Origin of the sequence: Hymenobacter sp. BT559 (assembly GCF_016427535.1) — a bacterium.
Classification (GTDB): Bacteria; Bacteroidota; Bacteroidia; order Cytophagales; family Hymenobacteraceae; genus Hymenobacter.
The window spans coordinates 590,763-610,270 of sequence record NZ_JAELXV010000001.1 but is presented as its reverse complement, the minus strand read 5'-3'; the positions used below and the strand labels follow the sequence as shown (position 1 = coordinate 610,270).

Genomic DNA, 19,508 nt, shown 5'->3' with positions numbered 1-19,508 from the left:
AAAGCGTTTGTCATTGCGAGCGCAGCGAAGCAATCGCATCTGTTCAGCCGCGCCGTTCAAGTGCGATTGCTTCGTTGCGCTCGCAATGACAAATACATTTTACAATAGGTACTACACGGCTGCACGGCGCATACCAGCATAGACCTAGGAAAAAAGCTACTGCGTACTCGAAGGTGAACACCTTTGGGTACGCAGTAGCTTTTTTCCCAAAAAGGGACGAACTTCGCGGCCACAACGTTTCTTTCTCATGGCAACATCCACACTCACCGGCCTGCGGGCCGGCGTACTGCACGGCGACGAAGTGCAGGCTCTTTTCCAGCACGCTAAGGCTAATGGCTACGCCCTACCGGCCGTAAACGTGACCGGCACCGACACCGTGAATGCCGTGCTCGAAGCAGCCCGCGACCTCAACTCGCCGGTTATCATTCAGTTTTCAAATGGCGGCGCCCAGTTCTTCGCTGGCAAAGGCCTGCCCAACGACAAGCAGCAAGCCAGCATCGCGGGCGGCATTTCGGGTGCCCACCACGTGCACCTGATGGCCAAAGCCTACGGCGTACCCGTGATTTTGCACACCGACCACGCCGCCAAGAAGCTCCTGCCCTGGATTGACGGCCTGCTCGAAGCCGGCGAGAAATTCTACGCTGAGCACGGCCAGCCGCTCTACAGCTCGCACATGCTCGACTTGTCGGAGGAGCCGATTGAGGAGAACATCGAAATCTGCGTAAAATACCTGGAGCGCATGGCCAAAATCGGCATGACGCTCGAAATCGAGCTAGGCGTGACCGGCGGCGAAGAAGACGGTGTTGACAACTCGGACGTCGATTCGTCGAAGCTCTACACCCAGCCTGAGGAAGTAGCCTACGCCTACGAACACCTCAATGCCGTGAGCCCGCGCTTCACCATCGCCGCTGCCTTCGGCAACGTGCACGGCGTATACAAGCCCGGCAACGTGAAGCTGGAGCCCAAGATTTTGCACAACTCGCAGGAGTTCCTGCGCCAGAAGCACAACATCGAGGAGGCGCTGCCCATCAACTTCGTATTCCACGGCGGCTCGGGCTCGAGCCAGGAGGAAATCCGCGAGGCCATTAGCTACGGCGCCATCAAGATGAACATCGACACCGACTTGCAGTGGGCGTTCTGGGAAGGCATTCAGCAGTACTACGTGAAAAACGAAGGCTTCCTGCAAGGCCAAATCGGTAACCCCAACGGCCCCGATTCGCCCAACAAGAAGTACTACGACCCCCGCGTGTGGCTGCGCAAAGGCGAAGAGACCTTCGTAGCGCGCCTGAAAACGGCGTTTGAGGATTTGAACGCCGTAAACCGCCGGCCCTAGGTTCGGCCTACGGGGCGTAGAGATGCCACGTATCGCGGCTCTACATCCTGACAACGAAAAGCCCTGCGCCCACTCGGGCGCGGGGCTTTTTACTTTTGCGCTCTACTCAGCCTCACTCATGAAAATCCTGCTAGTCGAAGATGAGCCCAAGCTGGCCTCGTTCATCAAGAAGGGGCTGACCAGCGAGGGCTACGACCTGCTTATTGCCTACGATGGGCAAATGGGCCTCTCGCTGGCGCAGCAGCAGCCCTTCGACCTAGTTATTCTCGACGTCAACCTGCCGCTACTCAATGGGTTTGAGCTGTGTCGCCGCATCCGGGCCGATTATCCACACGTGCCCATTCTCTTTCTTACAGCTTTTGATAGTTTAGAAGACAAGGTGTTAGGGTTTGAGGCCGGGGCCGACGACTACTTGGTGAAGCCTTTTGCGTTTCAGGAATTGCTGCTGCGGGTGCGGGCCCTAGGTCGCCGCCAAGCAGCCGCTGAGGCGGTGCGCCACGTCATCAGCCTGGCCGACCTAGAACTGAACCTCGACGCCAAGGTAGTGACTCGCGCCGGCCAGCGCATCGACCTCACTACCAAGGAGTACGCCCTGCTCGAATACCTGCTGCTTAACCAGGGCCGCATCATCTCGCGGGTGGCGATAGCCGAGCACGTGTGGGACGTAAATTTTGACACCAACACTAACCTAGTAGATGTGTACGTGAGCTACCTGCGCAAGAAGCTCGACCGCGGGTTCTCGCCCAAGCTCATCCACACCGTGGTGGGCATGGGCTACGTGATGCGGGCGGAGTAACTACCTGCCATGCTGAGCGCAGCGGAGTCGAAGCATCTCTACCGCTTCGCTGCTAAGCGTAGAGATTAGTTCACCGATACAGATGCTTCGACTCCGCTGCACTGCGCTCAGCATGACAGCCCCGAAACAACAACTAGACTACCATGCTTATCCGCACCAAGCTCATTCTGCGCTTTACCATTCTTGTGGCGGGGCTGCTGGTGGCGTTTTCGGCATTTGTTTACTACTTCCAGGCGGCAGCGCGGCGGCAGCGATTTGTGCACCGCATGGAAGCCAGCGCCCTACTGGCAGCGCGGGTACTTATCCGCAGCGGGCATCCGGCGGGGCCAGTACACCCGCGCGACTTGCTGATGATGACGGGCGAGCGGCTGCGCATTGTGAGCCCGACCGGCCAAACACTGTTTGCCGAAGCCGCCACGGTACCGCCCGACCTAGCCGACCAGCTCGAAAGCACCCGCGTGCGCTACAAGTCGCAAGGCATTACATATCAAGTAGAGGTGTCGGCTATCGACCGCCTAGGGCACTCGCAGCTCGATACGCTGCGCCTGGTGCTGGTGGTGGGCAACGTGGGCACGCTGCTGCTCATCATCCTGGCCGGGTGGGTGCTGGCCAATCAGTTTTTGCAGCCCATTGCCCGCGTGGTTGAGCAGGTAGAGCAAATCACGGCCTCTAATCTGAGCCAGCGCGTGGACGAGGGCAACAGGCGCGATGAGATAGCACGCCTTGCCATCACCTTTAATCAGATGCTGACGGGCGTAGAGCAAGCATTTGAAGCGCAGAAAAGCTTTTTATCGCACGCTTCACACGAGCTGCGCACGCCGCTGGCCACACTGCTCGGCACGCTGGAGACTTCACTGGCCTACGACGACACCCTAGGCGAGAGCAAGGAAAGCATCGCCTCGGGCCTCGAAGATGTGCGCCACCTCATTGCCCTCACCAACGGCCTGCTCACGCTGGCCCGCGCCGATGCGCCCTCGCCCCGCCTGCTGCCCGTGCGCCTCGACGAGTGCCTGACCACGGCCCTAGGCTACGCCCAGGCCAAGTACCCCGGCCGCGAGGTGCAGTTCAGCATCGGCCCGGTACCCCCTGCCGAAGCGGCCGAGCCCTTCAGCTTGCCCGGCAACGCTGAGCTGCTGACCACGGCCTTGTTTAACCTGCTAGATAATGCGTGCAAATACTCGCAAGCCGCGGTAAATGTTGACCTAGGCTACGCCGACGCCGATACGCTGCAAGTGCGCGTGCAGGATAGTGGCCCCGGCATCGCGCCCGCCGACCAGGCGCGGCTGTTCGAGCCGCTCTTTCGGGCGCGCAGTGCCGCCGGGCGGCCGGGCTTTGGCCTAGGGCTGCCGCTGGCGCAAAAAGTGGTGCGCCTGCACGGCGGGCAGCTGGCGATAGAGTCGGCAGCGGGCGAAGGCACTACGGCCACGGTGCGGCTGCCGGTGTAACGTATTACCCCACCCCCAGCCCCTCCCCTCCGGGAGAGGGGAGCCTGACGACTAGTAACGTCTGCTTGCGCTCGGCTCCCCTCTCCCGGAGGGGAGGGGCCGGGGGTGGGGTAATACGTCTGAGCAAGTTTAATGAATTCTAACACCGTTCTCAGACGGTTTTAATGTCGGCGGGGGTGTTTTGCATTATGAACCGCCCCCTCCCCTTTGCCGATACCCGCTACCGCGTGCTGGCTGCGCTGCTGGCCGTGGCCCTGCTGCTGTCGGGGGCGCTCAATTGCTTTTTGCTGAGCCGCACCGATGGTTTGATGGCTTATTCCGCGTTGCTCGACGATGACGACGATGCCGAGGACCTCATCGCCACGCGGGCCGAGCTCACCCTTACCCAAACCATGCTGGCCCGCTGCCAGGCCGCCAGCCTGCGCCGCGACTCTACTAACCTAGCAGCCCACTCGCCGGAGCGCTAACGTGCGCCCGGCGTTTGCGTACTATCCTAAATTTCACGAATTATACACCTTATCAAGTGTCTCTTTTTCAATATAAAGTAGCGGGCCACAGCACCATTCTGGCTAGCCTGACCGCGGGCCTGCTGCTACTGAGCAGCTGCGGCAAGGGCGAAGACGAAACCGCCAAAAAGGAAGAGGCTGCCCCGCCCCAAGTACCCGTAGTAGCCCTGCGCACCACCGACCAGCGCCTCTTTCACGAGCACGTGGCCGACATTCAGGCTGAGCGCAACGTGGAGGTGCGGGCCAAGGTGCGCGGCTTTCTGGAGCAAATTTTTGTGGACGAGGGCAAGTTTGTAAAGAAGGGCCAGCCACTGTTCCGCATTCAGCCCAGCGAGTACCAAAACCAGCTGGCCCGCGCCAAGGCCGCCGAAACCGCTGCCGAAGCCGAAGTAGCGTCGGCCAAGGTGCAGCTAGAGCGGGTGCAGATGCTGGTAGACAAAAACATCATCGCTAAAACCGAAATCGACTTGGCGCGGGCCAACCTGCGCACCGCGCAGTCGCACGTGGCCGAGGCCCAGGCCCGCCAAAGCACGGCTCGCCTCAACCTCGACTACACGCTGGTGCGCGCGCCCTTCGACGGGGTTATCAACCGCATTCCGCTCAAAGTGGGTAGCCTCATCGAGGAAACCACGCTGCTTACTACCGTGTCGGACCTCAGCCAGGTATTTGCCTACTTCGAAGTACCTGAAAACGAATACCTAGAGCTAATGCGCCTGCGCCAAGAGCACCCCGAGCGTAGTAATTCCGACACTATCGCGCTGGTGCTAGCCGATGGCAGTCGCTATCCCTACCCCGGCTACATCGAAACCTCGGAAGGCGAGATTGACGAAAACACTGGCTCCATCGCCTTTCGCGCCCGCTTCGATAACCCGCAGCACCTGCTCAAGCACGGCGCTACCGGCCGCGTGCGCCTCACCAACGTGGTGAACGACGCGCTGCTGGTGCCGCAAAAAGCGGTATTTGAGATTCAGGACAAGAGCTATGTGTACGTGGTCGATGGCAACAACGTGGCCCGCACGCGCGCCTTCGTGCCTGGCAATCGCACCGGCAAAGACTACGTGGTGAAAAGCGGCCTCAAGCGCGGCGAGCGCGTGGTGTACGAGGGAACGCAGCAAGTGAAAGACGGCCAGAAAGTAGTGCCGCGCAAAGCTGAAATAGCCGACGAACCCATGGACGCGCCGAGCGTGGCGAAGGTGCGGTAGGGTCAACAGGTAGCGCCTGTCATGCTGAGCGCAGCGGAGCGGAGTCGAAGCATCTCTACCGCTTCGTTGCTAGCGTCAGGAGTTAGTTCACCGATAGAGATGCTTCGACTCCGCTCCGCTGCACTCAGCATGATAATTAGTTGTATTTGGTTACCAACAACATATGTTTGATATCTTCATTCGCCGCCCGGTCCTCTCGCTGGTTATCTCCCTGCTGATAACCTTGCTGGGTGGGCTGGCGCTGTTTCAGCTACCCATCACGCAGTTTCCCGACATTGTGCCGCCCTCCGTGACCGTGACAGCGCGCTACACCGGGGCCAACGCCGAGGTGTGCGCCAAGGCCGTGGCCACGCCGCTGGAGCGCGCCATCAACGGCGTGCCAGGCATGACCTATATGACGTCGGTGAACAGCAACGACGGCGTTACGCTCATCGAGGTGTTCTTCAACGTGGGTACCGACCCCGACCTGGCCGCCGTGAACGTGCAGGGCCGCGTGCAAACCGTGCTCGACGAGCTACCCGAGGAGGTAATCAAGGCCGGCGTGACCACCGAAAAGGAGGTAAACTCGATGCTGCTTTACCTCAACGTGACGAGCACCGACAAGGCAGCGGGCGAGAAGTTTATTTACAACTTCGCCGATATCAACATCTTGCAGGAGCTCAAGCGCATCGACGGCGTGGGCCTAGCCGAGATTATGGGCGCCCGCGAATACTCGATGCGGGTGTGGCTGAAGCCCGACCGCATGGCCGCCTACGACATCGGCACCGAGGATATCGTGGCCGCCATCCGGGCCGAAAACGTGGAGGCCGCGCCTGGCAAGTCGGGCGAAAGCTCCGGCCGCCAGGCCAACGACCTGCAATACGTGCTGCGCTACACCGGCAAAATGTTCAAGCCCGACCAGTACCGCAACATCGTGCTGCGCGCTAACCCAGACGGCTCAGTACTGAAGCTCAAGCAGGTAGCCGACGTAGAGTTTGGCTCGCTGACCTACAGCATGGCCTCGAAGGAAGACGGGCGGCCCTCGGCGGCCATCATGCTCAAGCAGCGCCCCGGCTCCAACGCCCGCGAGGTAATCGAGGGCGTGAAAACGCGCATGGCCGAGCTAAAAGCGACGAGCTTCCCGCCCGGCATGACTTATAGCGTGGCCTACGACGTGTCGCGCTTCCTCGACGCCAGCGTGCACGAAGTGCTCAAGACGCTAGTGGAGGCGTTCATCCTGGTGTTTATCGTGGTGTTCGTCTTTTTGCAGGATTTCCGCTCCACGCTCATCCCAGCGCTGGCGGTGCCGGTGGCACTCATCGGCACGCTGTTTATCATGAGCGTGCTGGGGTTCAGCATCAACCTGCTGACACTCTTTGCGCTGGTGCTGGCCATCGGTATCGTGGTCGATGATGCCATTGTGGTGGTCGAGGCCGTGCACGCCAAAATGCACAACGAGCACCTCGCGCCGCGTGAGGCCACCTTCGCGGCTATGCACGAAATCAGTGGGGCCATCGTGGCTATTACGTTGGTAATGACGGCAGTATTCGTACCCACGTCGTTCTTGAGCGGGCCGGTGGGCGTGTTCTACCGGCAGTTTTCGCTCACGCTGGCGTCAGCCATTTTGATTTCGGCCGTGAACGCCTTGACCCTGACGCCGGCTTTGTGCTCGATACTACTCAAGGAGGTAGACCACGACAAAAAGCCGGGCTTGATGGGCCGGTTTTTCAACTGGTTTAATGCGCGCTATGATAACCTAGCCGACGGCTACAAGAAGGTGCTGAGCACAGTGGCACACCGCCGCGTGGTCACGCTAGTGGCGCTAGTAGTGTTCATCGGGCTGGCTTATGGCACGAGCCGCTCGCTGCCCTCGGGCTTCATCCCGACCGAAGACCAGGGCATGATTTACGTGAACGTGACCACGCCCGCCGGGGCCACCGTGGAGCGCACTGAAAAAGTACTCGACGACATTCAGCAAATCGCGGCCAAGCTCAAGCCCGTGGAGTCTGTATCGACGCTGGCCGGCTACAGCCTGCTCAACGACGTGGCGGGCGCTACCTACGGCATGGGCATGATAAACCTAGCTGCCTGGGACAATCGCAAGCAGTCGGTGGATGAGCTAATTGCGGAGCTGCGCGAAAAGACCAAGGGTATCTCCGACGCGCAGATTGAGTTTTTCCCACCGCCCTCGGTGCCGGGCTTCGGCAACGCCAGCGGCGTGGAGCTACGCGTGCTCGACAAGTCGGGCACCGGCAACTTGCAGCGCACCGCCGAGGTGACCAAGGACTTTTTGCTGGCCCTGGATAAAACACCCGCTGTCGGCTCGGCCTTCACCAACTACGACGCCAGCTTTCCGCAGTACCTCATCCACGTAGACCAGGAGCAAGCCGCCAAAAAAGGTGTGACCGTAGACGCGGCCATGAGCACGCTGCAAACGCTGATTGGCAGCTACTATGCCTCCAACTTCATCCGCTTTGGGCAGCTTTATAAAGTGATGGTGCAGGCCTCGCCCGAGTACCGCGCCAGCCCCGACGACCTGCTGAAGCTGTACGTGAAGAACAATCGCGGCGAGTTGGTACCCTATTCCACCTTCGTGCGCCTCGAGCGCGTGTACGGCCCCGACCAGCTTACGCGCTACAACATGTACACCTCGGCCATGGTGAGCACCGACGCCGCGCCCGGGCACAGCACCGGCGACGTAATCACGACCATCCAGGAAACTGCTAAGAAGGTACTACCTAAGGGTTTCAGCTTCGAATGGAGCGGCATGACCCGCGAGCAAGTGCTATCGGGCGACCAGGCACTGTACATTTTCGCGCTGGTTATCGTGTTCGTGTATCTCATTCTAGCCGCGCAATACGAGAGCTTTTTGCTGCCGCTGCCAGTGCTGCTGAGCTTGCCCACAGGTATTTTCGGAGCCTTCCTGTTTTTGAAAATCCTAGGTCTCGAAAACAACATCTACGCCCAGGTAGCGCTGGTAATGCTCATCGGGCTATTGGGTAAAAACGCCATCCTGGTTATTGAGGTAGCTGAGCAGCGCCGCCGCGCTGGGGCGTCGGTATTCGACGCCGTTATCGAGGGCACGCTCTCACGCCTGCGGCCGATTCTGATGACTTCGTTTGCTTTTATCCTGGGCCTGATGCCGCTGGTGGTGGCGCACGGCGCGGGCGCCCTCGGCAACCGCAGCATCGGCACGGCGGCGGCGGGCGGCATGCTGGTGGGCACGGCCTTCGGGCTGCTGCTGGTGCCGGGCCTCTACGTCATTTTCGCGGGCATGATGAAGGTAGAAAAGCCTGCCGAGCCAGCGACCGAGGCGGTAGAAGAAGAGGTGGAAGAGCCCATGCACGCCTAGGTCCTCCAGCCGTAGGACCCCACCCCCGGCCCCTCCCCTCCGGGAGAGGGGAGCCAGATGATTACTGAATTTGAATTTCGACTTCTGATGTCTTTAACTAGGTTCTTTGCTTTCATTTTTTGTAAACCAAAAGTTGTCAGGCTCCCCTCTCCCGGAGGGGAGGGGCCGGGGGTGGGGTCCTACGCCCGCCGAGCCTTAACAGTAGCAGCAGGTATCTTTCTATTCAGCGCCTGCCAGCTCTCCGACCCTCGCTCCTACCCAGCTGCCACCCCGCTACCCGGCACTTACGGCTACCCGGCGCCCAACGACAGTACCAGCATCGGCGACCTGGCATGGAACCAGTTTTTTGCCGATAAAACCCTCATCGGGCTTATCGACACAGCTTTGCAGCAAAACCTTGACCTGCGCCAGGCTAGCCAGCGCGTAGAGCAAGCCCGCGCGGCCGTGCTAGAGCGCCGCGGGGCGCTGCTGCCCAGCGTGAATGCTACCGGCACGGCGGGCTTTGACCGCTACGGGCGCTACACCCTCACGGGCGTAGGCAACTACGACACCAACTTGTCGCAGAATATCGACGCTAGCCAGGTAGTGCCGACGGGCTTCACGCCTGACTATTTCCTAGGTCTACGCAGTACCTGGGAAGTAGACCTCTGGGGCCGCTTGCGCAGCCTGCGCAACGCGGCGCAGGGCCGCCTGCTGGCCTCCGAGCAAGGGCGGCAGCTAGTCGTGACGAGCGTGATTGCCGAAGTAGCCAACAACTACTACGAGCTACTGACACTTGACAACCAACTGGCTACTTTGCAGCGCAATCTTGTGCTGCAAGAGCGCGCCCTGGAGATTACCAAGGTGCAGAAACTGGCCGGCCGCGCCACTGAGCTGGCCGTGCAGCAGTTTCAGGCGCAGGTACTGCGCACCCGCAGCCTGGCGTATGAGACCAAGCAGCGCATTGTAGAAAACGAAACCCAACTCAATCAACTCATGGGCCGCTACCCGCGCCGCATCGCGCGGCCCGCCGAGCTGGCTGAGGTGCAGGTTCCCAAGCGCTTGCTGGCCGGCGTGCCCGCCCGCTTGGTGCTACGCCGCCCCGATGTGCGCCAAGCAGAGTTCAATTTATCTGCCAACGGCGCTGACCTCTACGCTGCCCGGGCCGCCTTTTTACCGGCGCTCACGCTCACACCCTACGTGGGGGTCAATGCGTTTCGGTCGTCGCTGCTGTTTCAGCCGAGTTCGGTGGTGGCGGGCATCCTAGGGGGCCTGAGCGCACCTATTCTAAACCGCCGTGCGTTGCGCGCCGAGCGCAACCGCGCCACCGCCGCTAGCCTCGAAACGTACTACGCCTACCAGCAAACCCTGCAAACCAGCGTGCGCGAGGTCACGAACACCCTGCGCGGCGTGGCCAACTACGACAGCGCCCTCACCCTGCGCCGCCAAGAGGTAATAACCCTGCGCAAAGCCGTAGAAACTGCCACCGACCTGCAATACACCGGCTACGCCACGTATCTGGAAATCATCACGGCCCAGCGCAGCGTGCTCGACGCCGAACTGAGCCTAGCCGAGCTGCGCCGCACGCAATTGCTGCAAGCCGTGGCGCTGTACCGCGCCCTAGGTGGTGGCTGGAACACGCCCGTACCCCAGCAGTAGAACCACCGCCTAGCCCATTGCGTAATTATAGCCTGGCACCATGGCGGCGCGTGCCGGAACTATCCGCCCGCCGCGTGGGTATTTTTGTCCTATGGAAGTTGGTTGCTACACTTTAGCGGAGGCTACGGCCGCCGCGCCTTTTCTCGACTATGCCGTGTGCCTCGACGACTCGGCCCGCCCCGCCAACCACAGCGGCGACTGGCCGGTGCAGGGCCAGGTATACCCCGTGCGCGTGGTAGACAGCCGCCTCGAAGGCATCCCTCTGGTGCACGTGCTCACCTTTATGGGTGAGGCGCCTTATTATAATGCCTTTGCGCCCCACCGTTTTCAAATTACACACCGCCTGTATCTCAATTAATTAACGCACCTAGGCGCGCTAAAAATAGAAGAGCCGCTTGGCTGGCTACGTTAGGAACGTAGCCAGCCAAGCGGCTCTTTTAAGATGTGGCTTCAACCTGCGTCTGTCATGCTGAGCCTGCGAAGCATCTCTACCACACCGCTAAAGGAAACGATAGAGATGCTTCGCAAGCTCAGCATGACAGACGCGAGGTAGTTGCTCTTAATTCGTCTCTAGCCCTTAGGCATGCCGCCGGTTACTTCGAGCAAGCTGCCAGTCGAGTAGCTGCCATCCTGCGAAGCGAAGTAGACGTAGGACGGAGCCAACTCTTCGGGCTGGCCGGGACGACCCAGCATGGTTTCGTCACCAAATTTGTCTAGGTCTTCTTGGAGCATAGTGCCGGGGATGAGCGGCGTCCAAATGGGACCGGGCAGCACGGCGTTCACCCGAATTTTCTTTTCGCCTAGGTAGGCGGCCAGGCTCTTGGTAAAGGTGTGGATAGCACCCTTGGTAGAGGCATAATCTACCTGGTGCTGATTGCCGACAAGGCCCGCGATGCTGCCGGTGTTGATGATGGCGTCGCCTTCTTTCAGGAACGGAATGGCGGCCTGAGCCATGAAGATGTAGCCCTTGATGTTGGTATCGAAGGTGCGGTGGATGTTCTCCTCCGGAATGGTTTCAAAGTGCTCGTAGCCCTTTTGGTAAGCGGCGTTGTTCACCAAGATGTTGAAGCCGCCCAACTCGGCGTGGGTGCGGCGTACTGCCTCGCGGCACTCGGTGGCCGAGCGTACATCGGCCTGAATAGCCAGAAACTTACGGCCTTGGGCCTCTACGGCTTTGCCGACTACGGCGGCGTCTTCGGCATTAGATTGATACACGACGGCTATGTCGGCGCCTTCCATGGCATAGGCTAGGGCCACCGCCCGCCCGATGCCGGAGTCGCCGCCCGTGATGAGGGCCACCTTGCCGGTAAGCTTGCCCGCTGGCTTGTAGTTCGACATATCCCAGTCGGGCTGCTCCTTCATGCTCTCCTCGCTCGTAGGATAGCCCATGGGCTTGGGGCTGATTTCGCTGTTGGTTGGGCGCGGTTCGTTTTGTTCAGTGCTCATTAGTGCTAGGTTAGGTGCAAAAACAATACGGCCGCCAGCGAGCCAGGGGTGGCAAATACCCGAATTATGTAAGTACCCACCTAGGTGGCAGCCGAGCTTACCCAAGGGGCCACACAGCAGATAAGCCCGCCGCTACCAGCGCCCCAATAAGCGTGTTCAGGAAGTTGACGCCATCGTTGGGTAGGTAGCGGCGCCGCTCTAGCGTGGCGCCTAGCAGCGAGTCGCCTAGGTTGCCCGCCGTGCCAGCCAGCAGCAAGATGGCGAAGGCCGGGTACCAGCCCTCAGCTACGCAGTACACACCGGCCAGCACCGCGCTGCCCGCTAGCCCCAGCAGTGTCCCTTCGGCACTGATAACACCATCTAAGCCACGCTGGTCAGGCTTGAAAGTCAGAATATTGACGTAACGCCGACCATAGATATTGCCCAGCTCCGAGGCCAGCGTATCGGCCGTGGCGGCGGCAAAGCCACCCGCCAGCATGAGGCGGCCCAGCGGCGCAAACGATGGTAGCAGCCAAGCAGCTAACCCTATGAGGCCAGCTAGGCCGGCATTGGCCAGCACCTGCCCAGCCGTGCGGCGGCCTTTGTTGGCTTCGGCTAGCCCTAGGCGGCGCTTGTCGGCTACGCGCCACGCCGAGGCCGCCGTGCCCAAGCCAAAGAAAGTAGCCAGCAGCCCCAGGCCCATAAAGCCGGCCCCTAGGTAGATGCACACGCCCAGTACCCCACCCGTCCACACGGCCGGAATGGTAAGCTTGCCAGCCCGCGCGCTGTAGGCCATACCTAGGCCCAGCAGAAAAATAACGAGACCTAGGCGAAGCAGCATAGTAAGGGAATGGGCAGACTAGTAACTAGAAGCGCGAACTTTGAAGCACGCCCGCCAGCTTAGTTGCTAGCCGACGCGCTCCAAAGTTCGCGCGCTACATCAAAATCTCTGGTAAGGACTTAGTACTTGGTTGCCAGCTCAGGCAGCAGGCGGTTGATAACGCTGTAGTTAAGCCCCGTCCAGTACTCGGAGCGGGCTACGTCCACGAACGTGGCTTCGTCGGCCGCGATGGTGCGGTACTCGTCGCTTACTAGGTAGTCTTCCACATCGTTCATGCTGGCAAAGGCGAGCACCGAAATCGCATCAATCAGCTCCCCTTCCGGGTCGGGCTGCTGCGACGAGCCGATGTTGTGCAGCTGAGCATAGCGGCGCACGTAGGTGTGCGTGGCGGGCTGGGCCAGCACCAGCGGCGCATGCTGCCGCAGTAGCCGCTCCTGAAATTCCTCCCGGCTCAGCTCGGGCTGGCGGTAATGGATTTTCACCAAGCTAATCGGGTCGCGGTGCTGCGCGCTGGGCAGCAGAATGTATTCGCGGGCAATCTCACGCGTCACCAGGCGAAACACCGTTTGCTCGTCGGCAATGATGCGCTTGGCGTACTGCTCCTGCTTTAGCACGCGGTTGATGTCAGCCTCCGCCGCGTAGGCGATGTAGGCAAAGCCATCAAAGCGCGGGCGCTGGTAGGCGGGTACCCGGGCATAGGGGTCGGCCACGAGCTTGCCGTTGTCCTGCGTCATGGCCCGGTAGGGCGGCTGAAAAAACGACGACGGACCAGCGGCCACGCGGTGCACCTGGTCGTAGCGCAGCACCAGCTCGTTGTCGGTACCCGGCTCCTCGTAGGCGAACTTGGGGCCGTGCACCTTGCGCCAGTACTCGTCCCAGTGCTCGAAGTCGAGGTTGGGGTTGGGTTCCAGCGCGATTTCAGCGGGTTCCGCATCGGGGTTTTCAATGCCCTCGCCGCGGCGGTCGCGGGTCGAATTTTCGTCTTGGAGCCGCTCGGTACGGGGGGTGGCATCGGCTCGCGTCAGGAAGGTGGGCGTGACGATGAGCGGCGCCGTGGTGGTGTGGTAGCTGGTGAGTGCAGGCGGCCGGTGGCCGTTGTCGGCGCGGTCGTCGGCGGCAGCTAGGCTGTTGGGTTGGGTTGACATAGCAAGGAGAAAGCAGGTTACGGAATCAGCCGGTCGGCGCGCAGCTGGGCGAAGAGGTCAAAAAACGACTCGTCGCTGCGCTGGTACACGTGGAAGCCCGCTTGGCGGCTCTTCGACATGTCGGTCATCACTTCGATGGGTCGCCCTAGGTCGAGGTCGGTATGCCAGGGCGAGGCCAGCCGGTTGAGGTCGGCTTCGGCCAGGTTATAGCGCGTGGCTATCTCGCGCCATAGCGGTGCATCACCAGCCATAGTCTCTTCTAGCGGGTGCACGGTGCCATCGAAGCCCGCGGCCTCGATGCCAAACCAAGCGGCCAGCCGCGGCCACAACCAGCTCCAGCGGAAGTAATCGCCATTGGTGATATTAAAGGCCTCGTTGCGGGCCGCCTCGGCTGTAGCGGCCCAGGCCAACTGCTTAGCAATCACGCGGGCGTCGGTCACGTCCGACAAGCCTTCCCACTGCGCCTTCGAGCCTGGCCACTGGAAGGGCCGGCCGGTTTCCTTGCAAATGCTGGCGTACACGGCCAGCGTGCTGCCCATATTCATGAGGTTGCCCACGGCCTTGCCAATAATGGTGTGCGGGCGGTGGATGCTCCAGGTGAAGCCATCGCGCTCAGCGGCGGCATACACCTCATCTTCCTGGGCGTAGTAAAAATTGGCGACGTCGAGCCGGGGCATTTCTTCGCGCACTGGCGTGGGCGGCAGCGCGCCGGCCCGGGCATACGAGTCAAATGGCCCTAGGTAGTGCTTGAGGCCCGTGACGAGGGCCACGTGCTGCACCGACTTTTTGGGGCTGAGCGCGGCCAGCAGGTTGCGCACCATGCCGCCGTTCACGCGAATGTTCTCGGCCTCGGTGTCGTTGCGCAGCCAGCTGGTCAAAAACACGTGTGTGGGGTTGACATCGGCCAGGGCCGCGTCGAGGCTGGCGGGGTCGAGCAGGTCGGCCGCCACGGGGTGCAGGCCGGCTACATCGGTTTGGGGACGGCGGGCCAGGCCGTAGGTCGTCCAGCCCGTGGCAATGAGCTCGTGGGCCAGGTTGCTGCCAATAATGCCGCTGGCTCCTACTATAAGCGCGATTTTTTCCATTGAAGTACGTACAAAAAAGAGTGGCGATGAGGTGCTCTAGGGCGCCCCTGCCGGGTGAGCGGTGCCCTAGGGCACCTATCGGCAAAGCTACCTATCTCACCCAGCGGCCTCTTTGTACGAACTGCCGAATTACTTGTACGTCGTGAATTGCGCCCGATAGGCCGACGGCGCCTGCCCTACCGCCTGCCGAAACCAACGCGAGAAGTGCGCCGCGTCGTAAAACGTAAGCCGATAGGCAATGTCACTAATGGGCAGCTGCGTACCTGTCAGCAGTACCCTAGCCTCGGTAGCCACCTTCTCCTTGAGCAAGTTAGCCGCGCTCTGGCCGGTAGCCTGGCGGCACAAGGCACTCAGCTGCTTAGGCGTTAGGCAGAGGTCGGCGGCGTAGGCATCTAGGGCCAATACCGGCTCGGTAGCCGCTGCCAGGCGCGCCGCTATCAATTGCAAGAATTGCTGCACTACGGGCGGCTGGGCGGTGGCGAGGGTAGCAGGGTGCTCCCACTCGCGCACATCGGCCAGCAGCAGGCGCAGGTGGTGGCGGGCCTTTTCGAGGTGGGCCTGCTGGGCGTAAAGCTGCTCACCGCTCTGAGCCAGCGCGGCATACTCTTCTGGCGAGGCGGCATGGTACACGTAAGGCGCGCCGCCCGCCAGCACGGCCCCGAGCTGGTAGCCGGGTAGCAGGCCCGCGTTGTAAAAATCGGGCGAGAAAAAGCAGTATAGGCCCGTTTGCGGGCCTTCGTGTAGGCGCCAGCTCAGGGCAGTGCCGGGCGGCACCAGCAAGATGGACATAGGCGCCACCGTCACCACCTCATTGTCTAGGGTAAAGTATCCCCCACCTTCCGCTATCATCGAGAGCTTATAAAAAGCGCGCCGGTGTAGCTCGATATGCTGGCGGCAGGTGGCAAACCGCTCTTCGCGCCGATACACCACCAGCTGCTCCAGGGCCTCGGTAGGCGGCTTGGGTTGCAGTGGCTCGGCCGTTTGGGGGTAGGCATCGAAGCCGAAAGTGGGTAGCGCGGGCGTTTCCATCGCCTGTTAACCTCCGGGCCGGGCAATGGTTGCGGCCGGCCCTAGGCAGCGTTGCCCAGTGGGGCGGCTGGGCCAGCTGGCTTGTTTTGGCTTGCCTGCTCCTCCTGAGTGCGCTTGCGGGCCTGCGCCGCGATAAACTCCAGAAATTCCTCGTCTGAATAAAGCGGCGCGGGCGGTACCACCACGGGTTTCGGCGTGAACATGGCCCGCATTTTATCAAATAATTTCATGGTCAAATAGGATTAAAATAATTTCCTATTGAGAACGTACTGACCACCTTATTTAGTGCACAGCGACCTGGCGGCCTGCTTATTGCTCTTTTACCAATACTAGGGTACTCTGGCCGCCCTCACTGCTATTGAAGGAGCTTTTGATGGCGTAGCCCTGCTGGTAGAGCTTTGTTAACACCTCTTGTATTTTCTCAGCCGAATCTCGCATAAGCCTGGCTTCGTCGCTAGCTAGGTTAGGCTTCACTTCTATTTCGTCGGCGAAACCTCGGCTGCGCGCTACCACGATGCGGGTGCCGAGCCGCGATTCCAGCACCTTCATAACCACGATATCGGCTTGACTGGTTTGCGCCTGGGCTGGCTGAGCGGCGAAGGCCCACAGGCACCCACCTAGGAGAATAAGTTTTTTCATCATACCAGCCCTCCTGCAAGCGTCGTGCCGCTCACCCCAGAGGCGCTCGCCTAGGTCAGATAAGGGGAACTGTTGATTAGCTAACCTCAGTACCCCTAAAATTAAGTTTGTTCGCTTGCTGCCAAGTGTACTACTGCGTGCCTTATATTCAGGATGATATTTATTCTGTTTGCGTCTTTCTAACTAGTCGCTCTCCCATGACTCGCAGCCTCACCTTCAGCGCCAAGAAACGGCGACGCCCGCGCAAGCACGAATACACCAAGCCGTTCAACTCTAATATTATAGCTTGGGTACTACTAGCCGCGCTGGCGCTTTTTGTGCTGGTAGTAAGAGCCTTCTGGTAGCCAAGGCTACTACGCTAGCGCCTGGCTTCTAGGGGCGGCTATTGGATTTAGGCGGCCGCTAATAGCTGCATTTTTTCGCCTAGCTTTTTGCCCAACGGCCGCTCTACGTAGCGGTGCAGTAACCAAGCCAGCACCAGCAGCACCACTACCATGGCCGCTAGCAGCACATGTTTTTCTATGCGCCCGCCTAGGTGCAGTAGCACGAGGTAGCCCATGTTGTGATGCAGTAGGTAAACGGGGTACGTGAGCGAGCCCGCTGCTGCCAACCACGGGGCCCAGCCTGGCCGGCGCCTACGGGCCGTAACGAGCAGCAAGACCCCGTAGCTCCCCGTGAGTAGCGCCACCGCCAGCGGCCCCGAAAAGGTGTCGCGAAAAAAAACGCTTTTATCGAGCGTATCGGCCCAAGTTGCCTGTGCGCTCAGGCCGTAGGCCCAGAGCAGCAGCCCGCCGAGCTGCCAGCGCGCCACCTGCTTAGCTTGCAGCAGGTATAGGAGCATACCGGCTATGAAAAACGGCGCGTAGCGCGGAAATAACAACAGTCCGAAAGGGCTCGCATTTTCGCTGGGGCCCACCAGGGTGCAGTATCCTAACCAACCGGCCAGCACCGGCACCAAGCGCCCCAACCAGCCAAACGCCAGTAACAAGCTGATGAGAAAGTAGAAGGTAATTTCTACGGTTAGGGTCCAGTACACCCCATCGACGTCGTGCACCCCGAAAAAAGCCTGCAACATGCTCAGGTTGTAGCAGTAGTCGCGCAGCGACACGTCGAAAAGCGGCGACCAGTCGGCCCCTCCGTAAGTGGGCCGGTATAGGCGCATCGCCACAAAGCAGAGCGTGCACGCTACCCAGTAGGCCGGGTACAGGCGCCGCACCCTAGACACCACAAACTGCCCTAGCGTTTTGCCCTGCGCACTGTGCAGGATGACGTAGCCGCTAATCAGGAAAAACAGCTCCACGCCTAGGTAGCCATACTTGCACACTTGGCCCAGTGTGGGGTAGTCTACCGGGCTCAGGTGGCCCTCGTGGTAGCCGCGGTAGGCCCAGTGGTACAGCACCACGGCCACCGCCGCCACAAAGCGCAGCAAGTCGATTTCATAGTAGCGAGCAGGCGGGTGGGGAGAGGTTGGCTCCATGCAGCAAAGCTACTTTTTACAAATCATCAATCTTTTTGAAGTTTTCTTCAGAAAGCTGGTTGCCCACTTTACTACAGCCCCTGCACAAACTATTGAATTATAGCTATCTACCAAGCCTGATTTTAAGGTTTTTCCTTAGATGAAGAACGCCTAAATTATTGACAGCCATTCCTTCATATTGTCTTAATGGCAAGATGAAGAAATTTGTATAACCCAGCACGACGTAGGCATTTGCCCGCCGACCTATTCCCCGGTTTTGCTCTCCCAAACGTGATTTAAGACCGGCTTTCACGCTGGTATTAACCGACTTCTGCCCTTATGCAGAGCCACTTGCGAAGCATGTAAAAATATTTATTTGGTACGCATAGCCGCCGTCTACAGCGGCACCACCACCACGGGCTGACAGCATAGCGCCTACCCCCTTCTGCATCGCACGGGGGCGGCCTTTCATCAGCTCACTTCTGAAACACCACACATTTTCCGGGATTACCAAGCACCTATCTGATGGTACTTACTGCATTTATAAAGAGAACATTATTGCTCGCGCTCCTAGGTTCGGGTGGCGTATTTTTTACCAGCTGCGCGGATAAGAAAGAAGAAAAGGAAGAGCTGCTTAAATTATTGGTCACAAGCCCTTTGCAAAAGGACACGACCATTACTAAAGAGTACGTAGCCCAGATTCATGCCTACCAGCACATCGACTTGCGCGCGCTGGAAAAAGGCTACCTGCAAAAAATATTCGTGGACGAGGGCCAGACGGTGCGCAAGGGGCAGCCGATGTTCCAGATTACGCCCCTGATTTACAATGCCGACCTGCAAAAGTCGCAAGCTGAGGCCAGCTACGTAGGCATCGAGTACAAAAACACGAAAAGCCTCGCCGATAGCAACATCGTATCGAAGAACGAGCTGGCGCTGGCCAAGGCCAAGTATGACAAGGCCAAGGCTGATGTGTCGCTGGCTCGGACGCACTTGCAGTTTACGTCCATCAGCGCGCCGTTTACGGGCATTATGGACCACTTCCAGGCCCGCCTAGGTAGCCTGGTAGACGAGGGCGACCTGCTAACGAGCCTCTCCGACAACAGCAAGATGTGGGTGTACTACAACGTGCCCGAGGCCGAGTACCTAACTTATAAGGAACACGCCAAGGCTGGTGATAAGGCCGTGAACGTGGAGCTGAAGATGGCCAACAACGAGGTATTTCCCCACCCCGGCAAGGTGCAAACCATTGAAGCCGACTTCAATAACGAAACCGGTAACATTGCCTTCCGCGCCACCTTCCCCAACCCCGACGGGCTGCTGCGCAACGGCGAAACTGGCAGCGTGCTGATGACAGTGCCGCTAAAGCACGCCCTCATCATTCCGCAGAAAGCCACCTTCGAAGTGCTCGAAAAGAAGTTCGTGTACGTGGTGGACAAGAACAACGTGGTGCACCAAAAGGAAGTGAACATCGCCTCAGAAATGCCTGACCTCTACATCGTGAAGGACGGCATCACGCCCAGCGACAAGATTCTGCTCGAAGGCATTCGCAAGGTGAAGGATGGCGAGAAAATCAGCTACACCTACGAGAGCCCGCAGCAAGTGCTGCCCAAGCTGAAGGTGTACAGCGAGTAGTCTGT

The 19,508-nt window shown here is 59.9% G+C and carries 18 protein-coding genes; 10 read left to right on the top strand and 8 right to left on the bottom strand.

Translation table 11 applies throughout. The annotated features are described in order from the left end of the window. The first annotated feature begins 247 nt into the window (after nucleotides 1-247). From fbaA to JAO77_RS02570, 8 genes are all read left to right on the top strand, one after another. Entirely contained in the window at nucleotides 248-1,333 is a 1,086-nt protein-coding gene (gene fbaA, locus JAO77_RS02605; protein WP_198988711.1) for a class II fructose-bisphosphate aldolase, read from the top strand. A gap of 118 nt (nucleotides 1,334-1,451) precedes the next feature. Beyond that, nucleotides 1,452-2,129: a response regulator transcription factor gene (locus JAO77_RS02600; RefSeq protein ID WP_198988710.1), complete on the top strand. Its 678-nt coding sequence runs from the start codon at nucleotides 1,452-1,454 to the stop codon at nucleotides 2,127-2,129. Between the two features lie 143 nt (nucleotides 2,130-2,272). Continuing rightward, nucleotides 2,273-3,574 carry a HAMP domain-containing sensor histidine kinase gene (locus JAO77_RS02595; RefSeq protein WP_198988709.1) on the top strand — a complete coding sequence of 434 codons (1,302 nt, stop codon included), beginning with the start codon at nucleotides 2,273-2,275 and terminating at the stop codon, nucleotides 3,572-3,574. A 188-nt stretch (nucleotides 3,575-3,762) separates the two neighbouring features. Further along, the gene (locus JAO77_RS02590; protein WP_198988708.1) at nucleotides 3,763-4,041 is read left to right on the top strand and encodes a hypothetical protein; all 279 of its coding nucleotides are present in this window, start codon (nucleotides 3,763-3,765) and stop codon (nucleotides 4,039-4,041) included. Between the two features lie 56 nt (nucleotides 4,042-4,097). After that, the gene (locus tag JAO77_RS02585) at nucleotides 4,098-5,282 is read left to right on the top strand and encodes an efflux RND transporter periplasmic adaptor subunit (RefSeq protein ID WP_198988707.1); all 1,185 of its coding nucleotides are present in this window, start codon (nucleotides 4,098-4,100) and stop codon (nucleotides 5,280-5,282) included. 163 nt (nucleotides 5,283-5,445) lie between these two features. Further along, nucleotides 5,446-8,613, top strand: coding sequence for an efflux RND transporter permease subunit (locus JAO77_RS02580; protein WP_198988706.1), 3,168 nt, complete (start codon nucleotides 5,446-5,448; stop codon nucleotides 8,611-8,613). A 171-nt stretch (nucleotides 8,614-8,784) separates the two neighbouring features. Continuing rightward, nucleotides 8,785-10,251 (top strand): efflux transporter outer membrane subunit, encoded by a 1,467-nt coding sequence (locus tag JAO77_RS02575; protein ID WP_370549537.1) that lies wholly within the window; start codon nucleotides 8,785-8,787, stop codon nucleotides 10,249-10,251. Between the two features lie 91 nt (nucleotides 10,252-10,342). Then, nucleotides 10,343-10,609, top strand: coding sequence for a hypothetical protein (locus tag JAO77_RS02570; protein ID WP_198988704.1), 267 nt, complete (start codon nucleotides 10,343-10,345; stop codon nucleotides 10,607-10,609). Nucleotides 10,610-10,821: 212 nt separating this feature from the next. Here JAO77_RS02570 and JAO77_RS02565 read toward each other — a convergent pair whose 3' ends face one another. The 7 genes from JAO77_RS02565 to JAO77_RS02535 all read right to left on the bottom strand — a co-directional run bounded on the left by JAO77_RS02565 (nucleotide 10,822) and on the right by JAO77_RS02535 (nucleotide 16,418). Beyond that, the gene (locus JAO77_RS02565) at nucleotides 10,822-11,697 is read right to left on the bottom strand and encodes an SDR family oxidoreductase (protein ID WP_198988703.1); all 876 of its coding nucleotides are present in this window, start codon (nucleotides 11,695-11,697) and stop codon (nucleotides 10,822-10,824) included. A 97-nt stretch (nucleotides 11,698-11,794) separates the two neighbouring features. Next, nucleotides 11,795-12,517, bottom strand: a complete 723-nt coding sequence (locus JAO77_RS02560; RefSeq protein ID WP_198988702.1) for a DUF92 domain-containing protein — start codon at nucleotides 12,515-12,517, stop codon at nucleotides 11,795-11,797. Between the two features lie 119 nt (nucleotides 12,518-12,636). Next, entirely contained in the window at nucleotides 12,637-13,662 is a 1,026-nt protein-coding gene (locus JAO77_RS02555) for an EthD domain-containing protein (protein ID WP_198988701.1), read from the bottom strand. Between the two features lie 17 nt (nucleotides 13,663-13,679). Beyond that, complete coding sequence (locus JAO77_RS02550; protein WP_198988700.1) at nucleotides 13,680-14,747, bottom strand: SDR family oxidoreductase; 1,068 nt, start codon at nucleotides 14,745-14,747, stop codon at nucleotides 13,680-13,682. Nucleotides 14,748-14,876: 129 nt separating this feature from the next. Further along, nucleotides 14,877-15,776 (bottom strand): helix-turn-helix domain-containing protein, encoded by a 900-nt coding sequence (locus JAO77_RS02545; RefSeq protein WP_198988699.1) that lies wholly within the window; start codon nucleotides 15,774-15,776, stop codon nucleotides 14,877-14,879. A 41-nt stretch (nucleotides 15,777-15,817) separates the two neighbouring features. Then, nucleotides 15,818-16,006, bottom strand: a complete 189-nt coding sequence (locus JAO77_RS02540; RefSeq protein ID WP_198988698.1) for a hypothetical protein — start codon at nucleotides 16,004-16,006, stop codon at nucleotides 15,818-15,820. A gap of 79 nt (nucleotides 16,007-16,085) precedes the next feature. Next, nucleotides 16,086-16,418 carry a hypothetical protein gene (locus JAO77_RS02535; RefSeq protein ID WP_198988697.1) on the bottom strand — a complete coding sequence of 111 codons (333 nt, stop codon included), beginning with the start codon at nucleotides 16,416-16,418 and terminating at the stop codon, nucleotides 16,086-16,088. 194 nt (nucleotides 16,419-16,612) lie between these two features. On the opposite strand from JAO77_RS02535, the gene JAO77_RS02530 reads away from it, so the two are divergent. Continuing rightward, on the top strand, nucleotides 16,613-16,759 hold the full coding sequence (locus JAO77_RS02530; RefSeq protein ID WP_198988696.1) for a hypothetical protein: 147 nt from the start codon (nucleotides 16,613-16,615) through the stop codon (nucleotides 16,757-16,759). A gap of 47 nt (nucleotides 16,760-16,806) precedes the next feature. Here the strand turns inward: JAO77_RS02530 and JAO77_RS02525 are convergent, their stop codons facing one another. Next, complete coding sequence (locus JAO77_RS02525; RefSeq protein ID WP_198988695.1) at nucleotides 16,807-17,892, bottom strand: acyltransferase family protein; 1,086 nt, start codon at nucleotides 17,890-17,892, stop codon at nucleotides 16,807-16,809. A gap of 504 nt (nucleotides 17,893-18,396) precedes the next feature. Between JAO77_RS02525 and JAO77_RS02520 the strand changes: the two genes are divergently transcribed. Then, nucleotides 18,397-19,503 carry an efflux RND transporter periplasmic adaptor subunit gene (locus tag JAO77_RS02520; protein WP_198988694.1) on the top strand — a complete coding sequence of 369 codons (1,107 nt, stop codon included), beginning with the start codon at nucleotides 18,397-18,399 and terminating at the stop codon, nucleotides 19,501-19,503. Nucleotides 19,504-19,508: the final 5 nt, after the last annotated feature.

What these genes read in the sequence shown, in the direction of transcription:
- fbaA (WP_198988711.1), top strand. Translation starts at nt 248, where the DNA reads ATGGCAACATCCACACTCACCGGCCTGCGGGCCGGCGTACTGCACGGC.
- JAO77_RS02600 (WP_198988710.1), top strand. Translation starts at nt 1,452, where the DNA reads ATGAAAATCCTGCTAGTCGAAGATGAGCCCAAGCTGGCCTCGTTCATC.
- JAO77_RS02595 (WP_198988709.1), top strand. Translation starts at nt 2,273, where the DNA reads ATGCTTATCCGCACCAAGCTCATTCTGCGCTTTACCATTCTTGTGGCG.
- JAO77_RS02590 (WP_198988708.1), top strand. Translation starts at nt 3,763, where the DNA reads ATGAACCGCCCCCTCCCCTTTGCCGATACCCGCTACCGCGTGCTGGCT.
- JAO77_RS02580 (WP_198988706.1), top strand. Translation starts at nt 5,446, where the DNA reads ATGTTTGATATCTTCATTCGCCGCCCGGTCCTCTCGCTGGTTATCTCC.
- JAO77_RS02570 (WP_198988704.1), top strand. Translation starts at nt 10,343, where the DNA reads ATGGAAGTTGGTTGCTACACTTTAGCGGAGGCTACGGCCGCCGCGCCT.
- JAO77_RS02565 (WP_198988703.1), bottom strand. Translation starts at nt 11,697, where the DNA reads ATGAGCACTGAACAAAACGAACCGCGCCCAACCAACAGCGAAATCAGC.
- JAO77_RS02560 (WP_198988702.1), bottom strand. Translation starts at nt 12,517, where the DNA reads ATGCTGCTTCGCCTAGGTCTCGTTATTTTTCTGCTGGGCCTAGGTATG.
- JAO77_RS02555 (WP_198988701.1), bottom strand. Translation starts at nt 13,662, where the DNA reads ATGTCAACCCAACCCAACAGCCTAGCTGCCGCCGACGACCGCGCCGAC.
- JAO77_RS02550 (WP_198988700.1), bottom strand. Translation starts at nt 14,747, where the DNA reads ATGGAAAAAATCGCGCTTATAGTAGGAGCCAGCGGCATTATTGGCAGC.
- JAO77_RS02545 (WP_198988699.1), bottom strand. Translation starts at nt 15,776, where the DNA reads ATGGAAACGCCCGCGCTACCCACTTTCGGCTTCGATGCCTACCCCCAA.
- JAO77_RS02540 (WP_198988698.1), bottom strand. Translation starts at nt 16,006, where the DNA reads ATGAAATTATTTGATAAAATGCGGGCCATGTTCACGCCGAAACCCGTG.
- JAO77_RS02535 (WP_198988697.1), bottom strand. Translation starts at nt 16,418, where the DNA reads ATGATGAAAAAACTTATTCTCCTAGGTGGGTGCCTGTGGGCCTTCGCC.
- JAO77_RS02530 (WP_198988696.1), top strand. Translation starts at nt 16,613, where the DNA reads ATGACTCGCAGCCTCACCTTCAGCGCCAAGAAACGGCGACGCCCGCGC.
- JAO77_RS02525 (WP_198988695.1), bottom strand. Translation starts at nt 17,892, where the DNA reads ATGGAGCCAACCTCTCCCCACCCGCCTGCTCGCTACTATGAAATCGAC.
- JAO77_RS02520 (WP_198988694.1), top strand. Translation starts at nt 18,397, where the DNA reads ATGGTACTTACTGCATTTATAAAGAGAACATTATTGCTCGCGCTCCTA.